Source organism: Arthrobacter sp. efr-133-R2A-120, from assembly GCF_030209835.1.
Taxonomy (GTDB): domain Bacteria; phylum Actinomycetota; class Actinomycetes; order Actinomycetales; family Micrococcaceae; genus Arthrobacter.
This window is the reverse complement of the sequence record NZ_JARVRF010000029.1, coordinates 23,150-39,740: the sequence shown is the minus strand read 5'-3', so window position 1 is coordinate 39,740 and position 16,591 is coordinate 23,150. Positions and strand designations below refer to the sequence as shown.

Genomic DNA, 16,591 nt, shown 5'->3' with positions numbered 1-16,591 from the left:
CAGAGGATGTAGCTCGTGAATTTCTCTCTCTACCGGGAGATGCTGTCCATCACGTCCGTGCGGCGTCTCTTGTTGGTGGGCATGGTGGCCCGCATACCGCACTCGGCAGCGGGGGTCCTGCTCACCTTGCACATCGTGCTGACCTTGGGCAAGGGATATGCTGCCGCCGGCGCTGCCGCCGCGGTTTTCACCATCGGCATCGCCATTGGCGCGCCGTGGCGCGGACGGCGCGTGGACACCGTGGGCCTGCGCAAGGCGCTTATTCCTTCGGTGGTGTCGGAGTTGGTGATTTGGTCCGTAGTGCCGCATGCGAGCTACGAATGGATCCTTCCGCTCGTCTTCGTCGGGGGCCTGCTGACGCTGCCGATCTTCAGCGTCATCCGGCAGTCCCTCGGTGTGCTGGTTGACGGCGAGCAACGGCGTTCGGCCTATGCCTTGGACTCCATTGGCACCGAAGTGGTTTTCATGATCGGCCCCGCGGTGGGCGCGGTCGTGGCTACCAGCGGCTTCACGGTCCTCGGCCTGACCATCGTGGGTGTGTGCACTTCGGCCGCAGGGCTCTTCCTGCTGTGGTTCAACCCGCCCACCCGCAGTGAGGGCGTCCTGGATGCCGGCCAGACGGCCGACCGGGATGCGGACGAGCTCCATGCGGCTGAAGCCGCAGTGGTGGCATCGGCGCCGGCCCATCTCCAGGAAGCAGCTTCAGAGATGGCACCGACGGCTTCGCAGCCTTCGGGGCTGCGGGGGAAAATGGCCAGGAACTTCACATGGTTCACTGCGGCGGTAGCTGCCGTGTTCGCCGTCGCCGCAGGATCCGGCATGGTGCTGAGCGGCACCGACGTCGGGATCGTCGCGGTGTTGCAGCGCGGCGGGCACGAGAGCCAGATCGGAATTGTCTTCTTCTTCTGGTGCGCCTCGTCGGTAGTCGGCGGGCTCATCTATGGTGCCATGCACCGGCCCGTCTCACCCATCCTGCTCCTGCTTGGCATGGCGGCCCTGACCATCCCGATGGGCTTCGCCGGGGACACCTGGACCCTTGCGTTGTTGTCCCTGCTTCCGGGCCTGCTCTGCGCGCCGGTGTTGTCGGCGGCGTCGGAAAAAGTCGCCGACCTCGTGGATGAGGAGCGGCGCGGCGAGGCGATGGGCTGGTATGGCTCGGCTCTCACAGCAGGCGTGGCCTTCGGTTCGCCGGTTGCAGGCCTCTTTATCGACGGCGTGGGGCCGTGGGCCGGCTTCGTCGCCATCGGGACGGCGGGAGTGGTGCTGTGCCTTGCCGGGCTGCTCCTCCAGCTGCGTCGGCGCCGGATCATGACCACCACCCAGGCCGGCGCGGGGGACCCCGCCAACTGAGTTGCGCCCAAGCCGCCGGGAGACGACGACGGCGGGCCGGCCGAAGAGGCCAGCCCGCCGTCGCGGTCCAACAGGTGGTCCGGGTCAGTTGACCGGGCCGGTGAACTTCTCGCCCGGGCCCTTGCCCGGCTCGTCCGGGATCAGTGACGCTTCCCGGAACGCAAGCTGCAGGGAGCGGAGGCCATCGCGCAAGGGGCCGGCGTGCTGCGAGCCGATTTCCGGCGCTGCGGCGGTGACCAGTCCGGCCAAAGCGGTGATCAGCTTGCGGGCCTCGTCCAGGTCCTTGAGCTCCTCGGCCTCGGGGTCGTCGGCCAAGCCCACTTTGACGGCTGCTGCGCTCATGAGGTGGACGGCGCCGGTGGTGATGACCTCAACAGCCGGAACTTCCGAAATGTCGCGGATCTGCTGGCCTACTCCGGCGTCAGTGCCGTTGGGCTCGTGGTCGAGGGAATTGCTGTCTGAAGTGCTCATGCTGGTAAGCTTGTCACAGACCGACTGGAAGTTGCCATTTTCCATGGCACACGCAGAGCTCGGCCACCCATCGTTAATGTGCGGTTGGTTGCCGATTTCTGTAGAATTGATTTTCAGTTTGCAAGCGGAGTTCTCTCCCACCCGCGTCAGCCGTTTCCCTTCGGGGATGTAAGTTGCCGGGTACCTGGTCGGACACCGTTCAAGGTCAGCCTTGGATGGTGCGAACGCCCCCATTGAGGGGCAGTATCCGATCTTCGAGGCCTTCGATTGCGCCAGCAATTGGGGGCCTTCTCTATTTGCCGGTGGAATACTCATCACAACAACAGGAGCTTTGACATTAGCGAGCCAAGAATCAATGAGCGTATCCGCGTCCCCGAGGTGCGTTTGGTCGGTCCTGCCGGCGAACAGGTTGGAATCGTCCGTATTGAGGACGCCCTACGTCTGGCTGCCGAGGCTGACCTGGATCTCGTTGAAGTTGCACCGCAGGCGAAGCCTCCGGTGTGCAAGCTGATGGACTTCGGCAAGTACAAGTACGAAGCCGCTGTTAAAGCCCGTGAGGCCCGCAAGAACCAGACCAACACGGTCCTCAAGGAAATCCGCTTCCGCCTGAAGATCGACACCCACGACTACGAGACCAAGCGCGGCCACGCGCTTCGCTTCCTGGGCGCCGGTGACAAGGTAAAGGCCATGATCCAGTTCCGCGGACGTGAGCAGCAGCGCCCTGAAATGGGCATCCGCTTGTTGCAGCGCTTCGCTGAGGACGTTGCCGAAGTTGGCGTGATTGAGTCCAGCCCGCGCATCGATGGCCGCAACATGGTCATGGTGATCGGTCCGTTGAAGAACAAGGCCGAGGCCAAGGCCGAGGCCCGCCGCGCGGCGCAGCGTGCAGAAGCCAAAGCCCAGAATGAAGCCAAGGCTGCAGGCCGGATTGACGTTTCAGGCGAGGATGCTCCCTTGACCCAGTCACTCGCGGACTTGCTCCCGGCAGAACTCTTGACCCAGGTTGAGGAAACCCAGGCCGAGGAAACCGCGCCGGAGGCCGTTGAGGCGGAGGTCGCTGAAACCGAAGAGGCTCCGGTCGCTGAAGAAACGGTTGCCGACGAGGCCCCTGTGGTTGAAGCAGTTCCGGTTGCTGAGGAAGCAGTTGTTGTCGAAGAGGCTCCCGTGGTTGAAGCAGCTCCGGTAGTCGAAAAGGCTCCCGTAGTTGAAGCAGCTCCGGTTGCCGCACCGGCACCGGCAAAGGCTCCGGAGCAAGCAGCTCCGAAGCCCGTTGTGCCGGCTGCTCCCAAGCCTGCTGCCACACCAGTACCGAAACCGATGGCGAAGCCCGCGGTTCCGAAGCCTGCAGCTCGACCGGCAGCCCCCAAGGCCGCTCCGAAGCCAGCGGCACGCAAGACCAACTAGTCACGCCGCCGGAGGTATCCCCTCCGCCCGGCTCGAAAGCAGCAGCCGCCCCCTATGGGATGGCTGCACGAAAGAACTGCAGACCCAGTCTGCGGACACGTAAGGAGATCGGTTCCCATGCCGAAGATGAAGACCCACAGTGGTGCTAAGAAGCGCTTCAAGCTGACCGGTACCGGCAAGCTGAAGCGTCAGCAGGCCAACCGCCGCCACTACCTGGAGCACAAGTCCTCCACCCTGACCCGTCGCCTTGCCGGCGACAAGATCGTCTTCAAGGGCGATGCCAAGGTCATCAAGAAGATGCTCGGCGTCTAAGTTCCAAGTTTTCTGGTCGCTGCCATCCGGTAGCTGCCGACTACACCAAAGCCTTCTCAGGCCGGCCGGATTTCCCGGCAGTAGCAGCTTGGGATAAGAATTTTGAAGGAGTACGCACGTGGCACGTGTGAAGCGGGCGGTAAACGCCCACAAGAAGCGTCGGGTTGTCCTTGAACGGGCCAAGGGTTACCGCGGTCAGCGGTCTCGCCTGTACCGCAAGGCAAAAGAGCAGCTGCTGCACTCGTTTGTGTACAGCTACGGCGACCGCCGCAAGAAGAAGGGTGACTTCCGTCGCCTCTGGATCCAGCGCATCAACGCTGCATCCCGCGCCAACGGCCTGACCTACAACCGCCTGATCCAGGGCCTGAAGGCCGCTGAGGTCGAGGTTGACCGCCGCATGCTGGCAGAGCTGGCCGTCTCCGACGCCAACGCTTTCGCCGCGCTGGTCAAGGTTGCCAAGGACTCCCTGCCTGCCGACACCTCCGCTCCGGCCGCCAAGGCCGTGGCAGCTCCGAAGGCCGCCGCCAAGGCTGCTCCGGCTGCAAAGACCGCTACCGCTGTCAAGGCCTCGGTTTCCGAGAAGCCTGCCATCGAAGGCGCTGTTGTTGCCGTTGAAGGCGAAGCTGCACCGGAAGGCCACGCCATCAAGGGCAACGCCGAGTCGAACAAGTACCACGTTCCGGGTTCCACCTGGTACGACGTCACTGTCGCCGAATACTGGTTCTCCACGGTTGAGGCAGCAAAGGCTGCAGGCTTTGAGCCTGCCGGCGGCGAAGCCCGCCAGCAGATCAAGAACTAGTCGCAACTGCCACTAAAGTTCTGTATATGAACGAAACCGGGCGCCCGCAAGAACTTCCGATGTCCAACCCCCGAGCCGATCGGGTCAGGGATGTCGCAAAGCTTGCAGGGCGCCCGGCCCGTTTAAAGCGCGGCCGGTTCCTCGCGGAAGGGCCCCAGGCTGTTCGCGAGGCGCTGGTACTCCACCGGGAGCGGACGACGGCGGGGGAGCCCGGCGTCGTACACGAAGTCTTCGCGAGCGAAAGCTGCCTGGACCGGCTCCCCGAACTGGCCGAGCTCGTCGACGGCGTTGCCCTGCGGCTCGCGAATGACGATGTCCTGGCCGCCATGGCGGATACCGTCAATCCCCAGGGGATTGTGGCCGTCTGCAGTTTTGTGGACGTCAGCCTTGAATCAGTGCTCGACGCCGGGCCGCGGCTGATCGCCGTCATGTGCCAGGTGCGGGACCCCGGCAACGCTGGAACAGTGCTTCGGGCCGCTGATGCGGCCGGGGCGGATGCCGTGGTCTTGACTGCCTCCAGCGTCGATATCTACAACCCGAAGGCTGTGCGGTCCACGGCAGGTTCACTCTTCCACTTGCCGGTAGTCCTGGGAGCGGACGTCGAGGAACTCGTGGCCCTCTGCAAGGAGCGCGGCATCGGGATCCTCGCAGCGGACGGCTACGGCACCCTCAATCTGGACAAGCTCCAGGACGAGAACGCGGCGCGCCGCCTGGGTGCTTCGGCAGCCGCCTCCGACTACGCCCTCGAAGCCCCGACCGCCTGGCTGTTCGGTAACGAGGCGCAAGGACTTTCGGACTCCGAGCTGGCCCTTGCCGACCATCGTGTCGCAGTTCCCGTTTACGGCTCGGCAGAAAGCTTGAACCTCGGCACGGCCGCCACGGTCTGCCTTTACGCCAGCGCACGCTCGCAACAAGGTTCCTGACACTCTCGCTACAGGTACGGTATTGCTTGCAGGGACGCACCCCCTTACGATCCGTTCCTGCCGATTCACTCACATCCCCTGAACCGAAGAAGAGGTGGAGCCCCCGTGGCTGCAAATGGCGGTACCAAGGCAATCGTGGCGGCATTGAGCGCCAACCTGGCGATCGCTGTGCTCAAGTTCGTCGCATTCGTCCTGACGATGTCGTCGTCCATGTTGGCCGAGGCAATCCACTCCGTAGCCGATTCCGGCAACCAGTTGCTCCTGCTGCTTGGCGGGAAGCGGGCGCAGCGGGCCGCAAGTCCCGAGCACCCATTCGGCTATGGCCGTGAGCGCTACATTTACGCCTTCATCGTCTCGATCGTGCTGTTCAGCGTGGGTGGCCTTTTCGCACTGTATGAATCCTGGGAGAAGTTCCAGCACCCCCATGCCATCGAAGGCGATTTCTGGTGGGTCCCACTGGCCGTGCTGCTCGGTGCCATCGTGGCGGAATCCTTCTCCTTCCGGACCGCCATCCACGAGTCCAATCCCTTGCGCGGCAAACAGAGTTGGATCAAGTTCATCCGCAACGCCAAGCAACCGGAATTGCCCGTGGTCCTCCTGGAGGACTTCGGAGCCCTCCTGGGCCTTGTTTTCGCGCTGTTCGGCGTGAGCCTGACCCTTCTCACCGGGAACGGTGCGTGGGACGCGGCGGGAACAGGAATGATTGGGCTGCTGCTTGTGGCAATCGCCGTGGTGCTCGCGGTGGAAACCAAGTCCTTGCTGCTCGGCGAATCAGCCACCAAAGAGGACAACGTGCGGATCACGGAAGCCATTGAGTCCGACGGCACGCGCATCATCCACCTCAAGACCATGCACCTTGGCCCGGAAGAGTTGCTTGTCGCTGCGAAGATCAGCGTGGGCGCGGCAGATACCGGGCAGGCGATTGCTAAAGCGATCGACGACGCCGAACTCAGGATCCGCACGGCAGTACCGATCGCCCGGGTCATCTACCTGGAGCCCGACGTCGAGCGCGTCCAGGTCTAAGCAGCCCCGGGGCAGCACTATGCGGCCAGCGGCCTCTTCCGTTCCAACCAGCCGCTGATGCCCGCGACGCCGAGCCCCAGGATTGCCAGGACAGCCCCGACAAGGGCTGGTGCAACGTAGCCCCAACCCCAGGCGATGACCACCCCGCCGAGGAAAGCGCCAAGGGCGTTGGCGATGTTGAGTGCGGAATGGTTGAGCGAGGAAGCCAGGGAAGGTGCGTCCGGCGAAGCGTCGAGGAGGCGCGTCTGCAGGGGCGGGATAAGCATGGAGCCGATGCCGCCCACGATGAAGACCATGACGTATGCCGACCACGCCCAGTGGGCTGCGACCGCGTAGACCACCAGCGCCAAGGCGATGAGGGGCAGGACCCGGTAGATGGTTCCCATGACCGACTTATCGGCGATGCGGCCGCCCAGGATATTGCCTGCCACCATGCCGAGTCCGTAGAGGGCAACGACGAGGGGTATCAGCGCCTGCGGGATTCCGGCCACGGACGTCATGGTGTGGGAGATGTACGTGTAGGTGGCGAAGAAGCCGCCAAAGCCGATGACGCCGATCAGCAACGCCAGCCACACCTGGATGCGCTTGAGGGCACCAAGTTCCCGGCGGATACTTGCCTCGGGGTGGGCAGGCTCAAAGGGGACAAACTTCCACAGCAACACGCTGGTGGCCAGGCCGATGACGCCCACAACCACGAAGAGCAGGCGCCACCCGAAAGTCTGGCCGAGCCACGTAGCCGCGGGAACGCCGATGACGTTGGCGACCGTGAGACCGCCCATGACCATCGAAATCGCCCAGCCGCGCTTAGTGGGCGCAACCAGGCTCGCGGCGATGACTGCGGCGATCCCGAAGAAGGCGCCATGGGGCAGTCCTGAGGCAAACCTCGTGATCACCATGGTCCCGTAGTCCGGTGCAATGAAGGACGTCAGGTTTGCTATCGACAGGAACAGCATGAGTCCCAAGGCAAGTTGCTTGCGGGGGAGCCGGGCGCCAAGTGCCGCGAAGATAGGCGCCCCCACCACGACACCCAAAGCGTAGGCGGAGATCAGGTTCCCGGCCTCGGGAGTGCTGATGTTGAGTCCTTGCTCGATCTCCTTGAGCAGGCCCATCATGGTGAACTCCGTGGTCCCGATGGCAAATCCGCCCATGGCAAGGGCGAAGATCGCCAGCGCAACGTGCCGGCTTCCGGTCTTTTGGGAGGTCTTGCTGACAGCGGTAGTGGTCATCGTCCTGTTTCTTGGGGGCGAGCGGGAGGCGACTCGAAGGGAACAAAGCCGACTTTCAAGCTTAGTGCGAGACTCCGGCGAATGACCCTGAATGTGACAACTTCCATAGATGAGGGTGGTTACCTGAGGGCCAATAGACTGTTGCGGTGACTGGACTAATAAGCGTGGCCGGCGCCGCCGTCGTCGATTCCCTTGAAAATCCGAAGCGGCTGCTCGTCGCAAGGCGCAGCGCCCCTCCGCAATTCGCGGGAATGTGGGAGTTCCCCGGCGGCAAGCTGGAGGCCGGGGAATCCTTCGAAGACGCGCTGCACCGCGAACTTCTTGAGGAACTCGGGATCACTGTCCGGCTCGGGTCTGAGGTTGAGCCGGACGCAGGCGCCGGTTGGCCGCTGAACGAGCGGGCCGTCATGAGGGTATGGTTCGCCGAGCTGCTTGACGGCGAACCGCGTCCGCTCCAGGACCACGATGAACTCCGGTGGGTTCCGCTTGGCAGTGGGGACGAGGCGTTCACCTTGCCGTGGATTCCTGCCGACCTGCCGATTGTCCGTGCACTGTTGGAACGGGTGGCTTCCGGCCTGCTCGGCTAGAAGAGCGTTGGCTAGAAAAGAGTGGGCTGGCCCGCAGTTGGAAAGGAAGCAGTTGGAACGGAACCCGGCGTTTCCTTGCCCGCAGTGGCGTTCCTGTGGCTGAAGCCGCTGCTGCCGGAGAAACCGTGACGAGCCTTGAAGTACTTGATGCGGCCAGTCAGCCACGTCCGGTATTCCTTCGAGGCATACGAGCCTTGGCCGTAGAGACGCCGGTATTTGCCTACGAGGCCGGGGTGGTTTTCCGCCAGCCATTGCATGAACCATTCCCGCGTGCCTGGTTTCAGGTACAAGGCCCCGGCGGTGACACCAGTGGCACCGGCGTCGGACAGGGCCGTAAAGAGCGACTCCAGGGCCTCATCGCTATCCGTCAGCCACGGCAGGATGGGCATGGCCATGACACCACAAGGCAGACCGGCCTCGCGCAACCGGCGGATGAGCTTGAGCCTGGCGCGTGGTGCGGGCGTGCCGGGTTCCACGGCCGAGGCCAGCGCTTCGTCAGTCATGGCCAGCGAGATGCCCAGATCCACGGGCACCTGGCTGGAGGCGTGCTTGAGGAGGGGGATGTCGCGGCCCAGGAGGGTTCCCTTGGTGAGGATGGAGAACGGAGTACCGGAATCAGCCAGGGCCCGGATGATCCCCGGCATTAGCTGGTAGCGCCCCTCTGCCCGCTGGTACGGATCCGTGTTGGTGCCGAGGGCCACTTGATGGTGGCCCCACGACGGTTTGGACAGTTCCTTGCGCAAGACCTCGGCCGCGTTGATCTTCACAATCACTTGGGAATCGAAATCGTGTCCGGCGTCGAACTCCAGATAGGTGTGGCTCTTGCGCGCAAAGCAGTAGACACAGGCGTGACTGCATCCGCGGTAGGGGTTGACCGTCCATTCGAAAGGCATCTGGGAACCGGACGCCACCTTGTTGAGCACCGATTTGGCGGTGACCTCATGGAAGGTGACTCCGGAGAATTCGGGGGTTGAGACGGAACGCACAAGCCCGGCCAGCGGCAGCAGTGCGTCCGTTGCTGGGGCGGCTCCGGACGGAACGCTGTTGCTGTTGTCTCCGGGTGCCGGATCACGTTGTGGTGAAAGTGCTTGTGCGTCCCATCTCATGGCCTCCATTCGAATATATGTTCGAACTCTTGTCAAGGCCCGTCGAAAGAAAGCCTGCTGAAAGTTCGAACGGGGAACCCGGAAGCCGGGTCAGCTGTTGCTATGGTGGCTTCATGATTCTGCTGACGGGATTCGAGCCTTTTGGTGGCGATTCCAGCAACCCTTCGTGGGCTGCCGTCCTCGAAGCGCAGGAAATTTTGCGCTCCGAAGGGCATGGGGTGGAAACGCTCGAACTACCGTGCGTTTTCGGTGAATCAGCTGCGGTCCTGCGCGAGGCCATGGGGAGGCTGCGCCCGGATCTGGTCATCTGCGTCGGGCTCGCAGGAGGCCGGGAACGGCTCTCCCTGGAGCGCGTGGCCATCAACTGCGATGACGCCCGGATTCCGGACAACGCCGGAAACAGGCCCATCGACGAGCCGGTGGTCCCGGAGGGCCCAGCGGCGTATTTCAGCACACTGCCGGTGAAGTCCGCGCTCCGGGCGCTGCAGATCGCGGGAATCCGCGCCGAAGTCTCGCAGACTGCCGGGACCTACGTTTGCAACCACGTGTTCTATGCCCTGATGCACGAGCTCGCCGGGGCTGTTGCGTCCCGCCCGCGGGGCGGCTTCATCCACGTGCCCTATGACGAGGCCCAGCTGCCGCAGGGTAGTGCCGCGCCTGGCATGGCGACGCTGGACATGGGCCGGGGGATCGCCGTCGTCGTGCGGACTACGCTCGAGACTCAGGTGGACGCGAAGCTGTCCGCCGGCGCTGTTCACTAGGCCGGCGCTGTTCATTAGGCCGGCGCTGCCGAGTCCAGCTCCCACTGCACCACCACGTTCGCGGAAACCGCCACGGATCCAGCTTCAATGGGCACGCCTTCTCTCGCCGAGGCGCGTTTCATGTCGCCCATCATCGGCACCGGCGATCCGTGCTCCGGCCGCTGATCGACGGATAACACGCGCCCCAAGCGGCCGCCGGCAAGTGACGCAAAGCGGGCCGCCTTCGCTTCGGCCTCCCGCCACGCCGCCTCCTGTGCGCGCGCTGCGACGGTGGAGGAATCCGTGAATCCTTGTTCGATCCCGTTGATGCGAAGGCTGTCACCGCCTGCAGCCACCGCCGCGGAGATGGCCGCGGGGGCCGCCGACGGCGGGCCGAACCGGGCAACCATGGTGGTTGATGCAACATAACCAGTGACCTTTTGCCCTTGATTTTCGGCCCAGACGAGTTCGGCACGCAGATTGAGGCCGCTCGTCCGCAGGTCAAGACCGGCCACGCCGTGCCCCCGCAAGGCCTCCGTCACCGCCGAGGCGACCTCACCGGCGCCGCCATAGGCCGCTTCGGCGGCGTCGCGCCTGACCTCGACTGCGAGCGTGAGCGTAAGAAGGTCGGGAACGGCCTCGGCGGTTCCCTCTCCGGTGACAGTGATGGTGCGGACCGGTGTCATGAGGCCATGCTAGCCCCGGGCACCGGCGAACGGCGGCCCAGCCGTGTCACGGGTTAAATCCCCGCCGGACCCTTCTACTAGACTGGGTGTTAGTGCCCGCCGGACCCGTCCAGCGAGCATCGCTCCTGCTTTTGCCATGGCACTGCCTGGTGAAGACCATTTCCGACTCGTAGCTAAGAACAGTAGATGACTGACACTTTGCCGGGCGCTGCCATCCCGAACCCTCTGGATGAAGCCGCCATCACCGCTGCCGTTGAGGATGCCGTCGCCGCGATTGCTGCTGCATCCTCCCTCGAAGAACTCAAAGCCGTCCGCTTGGCGCACACCGGCGAGAAGTCGCCGTTGAGCCTTGCCAACCGTGAAATCGGCAGCCTGCCCAAGGAGCAGAAGGCGGCCGCAGGCAAGCTCATGGGTTCCTCCCGTGGCCGCGTCAACCAGGCGCTCGCAGCACGGACCGCTGTGCTCGAAGCGGAAAACGACGCCCGCATCCTCGTGGAGGAAACCGTCGACGTCACGGCAGCGCCGCGGCGGCGCCGCGCCGGTGCCCGCCACCCGCTCTCCACGCTGCAGGACCGCGTGGCGGACATCTTCGTCGGGATGGGCTGGGAAATCGCCGAAGGACCCGAGGTCGAGTCCGAGTGGTTCAACTTCGACGCCCTCAACTTCAAGCCGGACCACCCGGCCCGCGAAATGCAGGACACCTTCTTCGTGGAACCTCCCGAGGCCCACCTGCTCATGCGCACGCACACATCACCGGTGCAGGTCCGGTCCATGCTGGAGCGCGAAGTGCCCATCTATGTGCTGTGCCCGGGCAAGGTCTTCCGCACCGATGAACTCGATGCCACCCACACGCCCGTATTCCACCAGTTCGAAGGCCTGGCCATCGACAAGAAGCTGAGCATGGCCGACCTGCGCGGCACCTTGGAGCACTTCGCCCGGCAAATGTTCGGTGATGAGGCACAGATCCGCCTGCGTCCCAACTACTTCCCGTTCACCGAGCCCTCCGCGGAGCTGGACATTTGGCACCCCGGTGCCAAGGGCGGGCCTCGCTGGATCGAATGGGGCGGCTGCGGCATGGTCAATCCCAATGTCCTGCGCGCTGCCGGCATCGACCCGGACGAGTATTCAGGCTTTGCCTTCGGCATGGGCATCGAGCGCACGCTCATGTTCCGCAACGAGGTCGGCGACATGCGCGACATGATCGAAGGCGATGTACGTTTCAGCGAGCACTTCGGGATGGAGATCTAACAGTGCGTATCCCACTTTCATGGCTGCGTGAATTCGCGCAGGTTCCGGCCGACGCCACGGCCGAAGACGTCATGGCGGAACTCGTCAAGGTCGGTTTTGAAGAAGAAGCTGTCCACCGCCCCACGGACGAACTCAAGGGTCCCATCGTGGTGGGCCAGGTCCTGAGCCTCGTCAAGGAACCGCAGTCCAACGGCAAGACCATCAACTGGTGCCAGGTCCGCGTGGTCCCCGAAGGCCAGGAGCAGACCCTGACCGGCAAGGGCATCGACCCGTCCGGCGTGCAGGGCATCATTTGCGGCGCCCACAACTTCGTCGAGGGAGACAAGGTTGTGGTGACCCTCCCGGGCGCCGTGCTCCCGGGTGATTTCCATATTTCCGCGCGCAAGACGTACGGGCACCTTTCCGCAGGGATGATCGCCTCGGTTCGTGAACTCGGCATCGGCGAGGACCACGACGGCATCCTGGTGCTTTCCCGCATTGGCCTCGATCCGGAAATCGGCACCGACGCCATGACCCTCCTTGGCCTCTACGACGAAGCCGCCGAAATCAACGTCACTCCGGACCGCGGCTACGCGTTCTCGATCCGCGGCGTGGCTCGCGAGTATGCCCACGCCACCGGAACCGTCTTCACGGACCCGGCTGCCAAGGTCAATGCCCCCGCGGCACTCTCGGGCGGCTATGGCGTCAAGCTCAACGACGACGCTCCCATCTACGGCAAACCCGGTTGCGACCGCTTCGTGGCCCGCACGGTCCGCGGCGTGGACGCCACCCGCCCCACCCCGCCGTGGATGGTCTCCCGGCTGCGCCTGGCGGGCATCCGCTCCATTTCGCTGCCTGTGGACATTTCCAACTACGTGATGCTCGAACTCGGCCAGCCGAACCACTGCTACGACCTCGACAAGCTTTCGGGCGACATCGTGGTGCGCCGCGCCGTCGCGGGGGAGAAGATCACCACCCTCGACGACAAAGTGCGTGCGCTCGACGTCGAAGACCTCCTGATCACCGACGACTCCGGCGCAATCGGCATCGCCGGCGTCATGGGCGGAGCGAACACCGAGGTTTCCGATTCGACCACCAACATCCTGGTCGAGGCAGCGCACTTCGACGAGGTGTCGATCGGGCGCTCGCGCCGCAGGCACAAGCTGCCGTCAGAGGCGTCCAAGCGCTTCGAACGCGGAGTGGATTGGCAGGTCGCCAACGTGGCTGCCCAGCGCGTCGTTGACCTTCTGGTTGAACTTGCCGGCGGGACGGCGGACGAAGCCGGTACCGACGTCGGGACGGCGCCCGACGCCGTGACCATCGAGCTTCCGGCAGGCTACGCGGCCTCCCGGATCGGGATCGACTTCACGGAAGAACAGATCACGGGTTCCCTCAAGGACCTGGGCGCCATTGTCCTGAAGGACGAAGTGGGCGGCTCCTATGTGGTCACGGCACCGAGCTGGCGCAATGACCTGGAAACCAAGGAAGACCTCTCCGAGGAAATCGCGAGACTCTTTGGCTACGACAACATCCCGGCCACCCTGCCCGTGGCCCCTCCAGGCCGCGGCCTGACCCGTACCCAGCAGCAAAAGCGCCGTGTGGTCCAGGCCCTCGCCGACGCCGGGCTCACCGAGGTCCTCTCTTATCCGTTCGTCTCCAAGTCGGCCAACGATACCTTCGGCGTGGCCGAGGAAGGCGCGGCACGGACCGCCCTCAAGTTGGCCAACCCGATCAGCGAGGAACACGGTTACCTTCGTACCTCGGTGCTTCCCGGCCTGATCGAGGTTGCCCGCCGCAACCACTCCCGCGGGTTCCGCGACCTCGCCCTCTTCGAGGCAGGCTCGGTGTTCCTTCCCGACGGTCAGCTGGGTACGGCGTCCATCCCGCCGCTGGGCGTCAAGCCTTCCGACGAGGTCCTTGACGGACTGTACGACGGCGTCCCGGACCAGCCGCTGCACATCGCCGCTGTTTTGACCGGCCATGATTCCCCGGCCGCCGCGGCCCACACTCCGCGTGCCTGGGACTGGGCCGACGCCTTGGATATTGCCCGGCTCGTCGGCGACGTCCTCGGCGTGGAACTCGTGGTCCGCCAAGGCAGCCACCAGGCGTTCCACCCGGGCCGTGCCGCCCAGTTGGCGCTTCGCTCGGGCGACGTCGTGGGCTACGCCGGCGAATTGCACCCGAAGCTGCTTGCAGCCCATGACATGCCGGCACGCTCCGTGGCCCTCGAGCTCAATGCGGACGCACTGTTCGACGCAGCTCCGGACGTCATCGTTGCCAAGCACATCTCCGGTTTCCCGGTGGCCACGCAGGACGTTGCCCTCGTGGTGCCGCAGGATGTTCCGGCAGACGCCGTACTGGCTGCCCTCCGGGAAGGCGCCGGCGAACTCCTCGAAGACGTCGCCTTGTTCGATGTCTACGCGGGCCAGGGCATCGAAGACGGCAAGAAGTCGCTCGCCTTCGGGCTTCGGTTCCGTGCCACGGACCGCACCTTGACAGCCGACGAGGCATCGGAGGCCCGCGAGGCCGCCGTCGCCGTCGCCGCAGAGCGATTCGGAGCAGTCCAGCGCTGACGAGTATCAACCCGGGGATCCAGGGGCTGGCTGTTCACATCCAGTCCCTGGATCCTGCCGATTCCGCCGCCATCGAAAAGATCGCGGCGGAATTGCTGTCTCCGGCCGAAACCCTTAGGGGAAACGCCATGGCACCGGCCCTGCGCCTCGAGTTCCTGGCATCCAGGCTGGCCCAGCAAGACTTTGCGGCCACCCTTCTGGGTGTTCCCGCCTCGAAGCTCCAGGCGGCCTATGAGTGCCCGGACTGCGGCTCTGGCCCGGACGTTGTGCATGGACGGCCCGGATACGTCCTCGACGGCGTCCGCGCACCCCTGGCGCTCAGCGCCTCACGGTCATCGGGCTGGGTGCTGTTTGCCGCCGTCGTGCATCCGGAGCCTGGGCTCCGGGTGGGCGTCGACCTGGAAAACGCGGCGGGCACAGAGTTCGCCGGCTTCGACGACGTTGCCCTGACCGCGCGCGAGCACCGCCGTCTCGACGCGCTCAAACCCGGGCGCCGGGCCCATGAGCGCGCACGATTGTGGGCACGCAAGGAAGCATGGTTGAAGATGACGGGCGAAGGGCTCAGGGTGAGCCCGGACTCCCTCGATGTGCTTGAAAGGCCAGGGTTGTGGGACCTGGATCTCCCGGCCAGCGTTGACGGCCGGGCTCTTCCGCCGGGACTGCTTGCCGCCCTCGCGGTAACGTCCCGCTGAATCCTTGGATTGCCTGAATTCCAGGGTCAGCCGAAAGCGGGCAGCCTTGCCTGGTACAGCCACGGTTCCAGGACTGTGGCCGCGTCGAGTCCCGGGACGTAAGTGTTGGCCGTAGCGATGAATTCCGCCGTGGACACCGAGCCGTGGCGCTTGGCCTCCGTCCAATGCCGCAGCAATCCGAAGAACGCTGCGTCACCGCACGCACGACGGACGGCGTGGAGGGCGAGAGCTCCGCGCTTGTAGACGCGGTCATCGAACATATGCTCCGGTCCGGGGTCGCCGATCACGAGGTCCTGTGCGCCCATGTCGAGCTTGCGCCACGCGGCCCTTGCGCGGTTGGCGAGGGACATGACGCCGGCTTCCTCGGACCAGATCCACTCCGCGTAGCAGGCGAAGCCCTCATGCAACCAGATGTCCCGCCAACTGCTCACGGTGAGCGAGTTGCCGAACCACTGGTGGGACAGCTCGTGGGCAATGAGGCGCTGTGCGTCCCACGATTGCTCCATGTGGTTCCGGCCGAAGATCGAGAGGGTCTGGGCCTCAAGGGGGATTTCCAGTTCGTCCTCGGTCACGACGGCGGTGTATTCCGCAAAGGGATACGGGCCGAAACACTCCACAAAGGTACGCATCATGTCGGCCTGCCGTGCCAGGCCTTCGCGGGCCTCAGTCAACAAACCGGGGGAGACAGCAACGAATTGGGGCACCGGAGCCTGCCGCAGGGCTTCGGCGTGATGGGCCGTTCCGGTGCGGAATCCGCCGAGGGCGGGGCTGAGCTGGTGAAGCCGGTAGCGCCCGATTTGTACGGTGGCGAGATAGCTTGCCATCGGCTCGCCCTGTTCGTAGACCCAGGTTTCGCGGCTTGATTTCCTGCTGTGGGAGACGAGGCGGCCGTTGCAGATGGCGCGGTAGTTGTCGTCGGTGGTGATGCTGATCAAGTAGCTGGACTTGTGCCGCGGATGGTCGTTGCACGGGAACCAGGACGCCGCGCCGTTCGGCTGCCCGGCAACCAGCACGCCGTCTTCGAGCTCTTCCCAACCGACTTCGCCCCACAGGCCCCGGCGCGGCTGCGGATTCCCGTCGTAGCGGAGCTCAACCGTGAAGTGCTGGCCTGCCCGCAACTGCTCTTTTGTGGTGATCACGAGGTGCTCGCCGCGCGGGCTGAACTTCGGCACTTTCTTGCCGTCGACAAGGATTTTGGAAGCCTTCAGGCCCACCAGGTCCAGGATCACGGAGGCCGTGTCTTCCAGCGCTACGCACCGGAGCAGCGCGCGGCCGTTGAGCCGGTTGCTGCCCAGGCTGTAGTCCAGGTCCAGCTCATACCTCAGCACCTGGAATGCCGTGCTCCCGTGGTGCAAGGTGTACGGATCGGCGGCAGTTGTGGTTGTTTCCTGCGCTTGGGTTGTTCCGGGTTCGCTGCGGCTCATGTGCGCTGGCTGCCTCCGTCTAGCTTGGCGTGCTGCTGTCATTGTGGG

The 16,591-nt window shown here is 64.6% G+C and carries 16 protein-coding genes; 11 read left to right on the top strand and 5 right to left on the bottom strand.

Annotated features, from left to right (window positions below; genetic code table 11):
- Positions 1–15: 15 nt before the first annotated feature.
- A complete protein-coding gene (locus QRN52_RS14575; protein ID WP_284753577.1) occupies positions 16–1,350 on the top strand; it encodes an MFS transporter in 1,335 nt (444 codons plus the stop codon).
- 84 nt (positions 1,351–1,434) lie between these two features.
- Here QRN52_RS14575 and QRN52_RS14570 read toward each other — a convergent pair whose 3' ends face one another.
- Entirely contained in the window at positions 1,435–1,821 is a 387-nt protein-coding gene (locus tag QRN52_RS14570; RefSeq protein WP_284753575.1) for a DUF1844 domain-containing protein, read from the bottom strand.
- Positions 1,822–2,199: 378 nt separating this feature from the next.
- Here QRN52_RS14570 and infC point away from each other — a divergent pair, with 378 nt between their 5' ends.
- The 5 genes from infC to QRN52_RS14545 all read left to right on the top strand — a co-directional run bounded on the left by infC (position 2,200) and on the right by QRN52_RS14545 (position 6,282).
- Positions 2,200–3,225: a translation initiation factor IF-3 gene (gene infC / locus QRN52_RS14565; protein WP_476901780.1), complete on the top strand. Its 1,026-nt coding sequence runs from the start codon at positions 2,200–2,202 to the stop codon at positions 3,223–3,225.
- Between the two features lie 117 nt (positions 3,226–3,342).
- The gene (gene rpmI, locus QRN52_RS14560; protein ID WP_059387794.1) at positions 3,343–3,537 is read left to right on the top strand and encodes a 50S ribosomal protein L35; all 195 of its coding nucleotides are present in this window, start codon (positions 3,343–3,345) and stop codon (positions 3,535–3,537) included.
- A gap of 118 nt (positions 3,538–3,655) precedes the next feature.
- Positions 3,656–4,336 carry a 50S ribosomal protein L20, sunset domain variant gene (rplT, locus tag QRN52_RS14555; protein WP_284753569.1) on the top strand — a complete coding sequence of 227 codons (681 nt, stop codon included), beginning with the start codon at positions 3,656–3,658 and terminating at the stop codon, positions 4,334–4,336.
- A gap of 26 nt (positions 4,337–4,362) precedes the next feature.
- Positions 4,363–5,259, top strand: a complete 897-nt coding sequence (locus QRN52_RS14550; RefSeq protein ID WP_284753568.1) for a TrmH family RNA methyltransferase — start codon at positions 4,363–4,365, stop codon at positions 5,257–5,259.
- Between the two features lie 105 nt (positions 5,260–5,364).
- Positions 5,365–6,282 (top strand): cation diffusion facilitator family transporter, encoded by a 918-nt coding sequence (locus tag QRN52_RS14545; protein WP_284753567.1) that lies wholly within the window; start codon positions 5,365–5,367, stop codon positions 6,280–6,282.
- Positions 6,283–6,299: 17 nt separating this feature from the next.
- Here the strand turns inward: QRN52_RS14545 and QRN52_RS14540 are convergent, their stop codons facing one another.
- The gene (locus QRN52_RS14540) at positions 6,300–7,508 is read right to left on the bottom strand and encodes an MFS transporter (protein WP_284753565.1); all 1,209 of its coding nucleotides are present in this window, start codon (positions 7,506–7,508) and stop codon (positions 6,300–6,302) included.
- Positions 7,509–7,654: 146 nt separating this feature from the next.
- On the opposite strand from QRN52_RS14540, the gene QRN52_RS14535 reads away from it, so the two are divergent.
- Positions 7,655–8,095: a (deoxy)nucleoside triphosphate pyrophosphohydrolase gene (locus QRN52_RS14535; RefSeq protein ID WP_284753564.1), complete on the top strand. Its 441-nt coding sequence runs from the start codon at positions 7,655–7,657 to the stop codon at positions 8,093–8,095.
- 11 nt (positions 8,096–8,106) lie between these two features.
- Here the strand turns inward: QRN52_RS14535 and QRN52_RS14530 are convergent, their stop codons facing one another.
- Positions 8,107–9,201 carry an Rv2578c family radical SAM protein gene (locus QRN52_RS14530; RefSeq protein WP_284753563.1) on the bottom strand — a complete coding sequence of 365 codons (1,095 nt, stop codon included), beginning with the start codon at positions 9,199–9,201 and terminating at the stop codon, positions 8,107–8,109.
- Positions 9,202–9,314: 113 nt separating this feature from the next.
- On the opposite strand from QRN52_RS14530, the gene pcp reads away from it, so the two are divergent.
- Positions 9,315–9,962 carry a pyroglutamyl-peptidase I gene (pcp, locus tag QRN52_RS14525; protein WP_284753562.1) on the top strand — a complete coding sequence of 216 codons (648 nt, stop codon included), beginning with the start codon at positions 9,315–9,317 and terminating at the stop codon, positions 9,960–9,962.
- Between the two features lie 14 nt (positions 9,963–9,976).
- Here the strand turns inward: pcp and QRN52_RS14520 are convergent, their stop codons facing one another.
- Positions 9,977–10,627 (bottom strand): SIMPL domain-containing protein, encoded by a 651-nt coding sequence (locus QRN52_RS14520; RefSeq protein ID WP_284753561.1) that lies wholly within the window; start codon positions 10,625–10,627, stop codon positions 9,977–9,979.
- 186 nt (positions 10,628–10,813) lie between these two features.
- On the opposite strand from QRN52_RS14520, the gene pheS reads away from it, so the two are divergent.
- The 3 genes from pheS (at position 10,814) to QRN52_RS14505 (ending at position 15,119) form a co-directional block, all read left to right on the top strand.
- Positions 10,814–11,875: a phenylalanine--tRNA ligase subunit alpha gene (gene pheS / locus QRN52_RS14515; RefSeq protein ID WP_284753560.1), complete on the top strand. Its 1,062-nt coding sequence runs from the start codon at positions 10,814–10,816 to the stop codon at positions 11,873–11,875.
- 2 nt (positions 11,876–11,877) lie between these two features.
- Complete coding sequence (gene pheT / locus QRN52_RS14510; RefSeq protein WP_284753559.1) at positions 11,878–14,427, top strand: phenylalanine--tRNA ligase subunit beta; 2,550 nt, start codon at positions 11,878–11,880, stop codon at positions 14,425–14,427.
- 128 nt (positions 14,428–14,555) lie between these two features.
- On the top strand, positions 14,556–15,119 hold the full coding sequence (locus tag QRN52_RS14505; protein ID WP_284753558.1) for a 4'-phosphopantetheinyl transferase family protein: 564 nt from the start codon (positions 14,556–14,558) through the stop codon (positions 15,117–15,119).
- Between the two features lie 26 nt (positions 15,120–15,145).
- On the opposite strand, the gene QRN52_RS14500 is transcribed toward QRN52_RS14505, so the two are convergent.
- Positions 15,146–16,543, bottom strand: a complete 1,398-nt coding sequence (locus QRN52_RS14500; RefSeq protein WP_284753557.1) for a M1 family metallopeptidase — start codon at positions 16,541–16,543, stop codon at positions 15,146–15,148.
- Positions 16,544–16,591: the final 48 nt, after the last annotated feature.

Bases quoted from the DNA above. Each gene is read 5' to 3' on its own strand.
- QRN52_RS14570 (WP_284753575.1), bottom strand. From the start codon at position 1,821: ATGAGCACTTCAGACAGCAATTCCCTCGACCACGAGCCCAACGGCACT.
- rpmI (WP_059387794.1), top strand. From the start codon at position 3,343: ATGCCGAAGATGAAGACCCACAGTGGTGCTAAGAAGCGCTTCAAGCTG.
- QRN52_RS14550 (WP_284753568.1), top strand. From the start codon at position 4,363: ATGAACGAAACCGGGCGCCCGCAAGAACTTCCGATGTCCAACCCCCGA.
- QRN52_RS14540 (WP_284753565.1), bottom strand. From the start codon at position 7,508: ATGACCACTACCGCTGTCAGCAAGACCTCCCAAAAGACCGGAAGCCGG.
- QRN52_RS14530 (WP_284753563.1), bottom strand. From the start codon at position 9,201: ATGAGATGGGACGCACAAGCACTTTCACCACAACGTGATCCGGCACCC.
- pcp (WP_284753562.1), top strand. From the start codon at position 9,315: ATGATTCTGCTGACGGGATTCGAGCCTTTTGGTGGCGATTCCAGCAAC.
- QRN52_RS14520 (WP_284753561.1), bottom strand. From the start codon at position 10,627: ATGACACCGGTCCGCACCATCACTGTCACCGGAGAGGGAACCGCCGAG.
- pheS (WP_284753560.1), top strand. From the start codon at position 10,814: ATGACTGACACTTTGCCGGGCGCTGCCATCCCGAACCCTCTGGATGAA.
- QRN52_RS14505 (WP_284753558.1), top strand. From the start codon at position 14,556: ATGGCACCGGCCCTGCGCCTCGAGTTCCTGGCATCCAGGCTGGCCCAG.
- QRN52_RS14500 (WP_284753557.1), bottom strand. From the start codon at position 16,543: ATGAGCCGCAGCGAACCCGGAACAACCCAAGCGCAGGAAACAACCACA.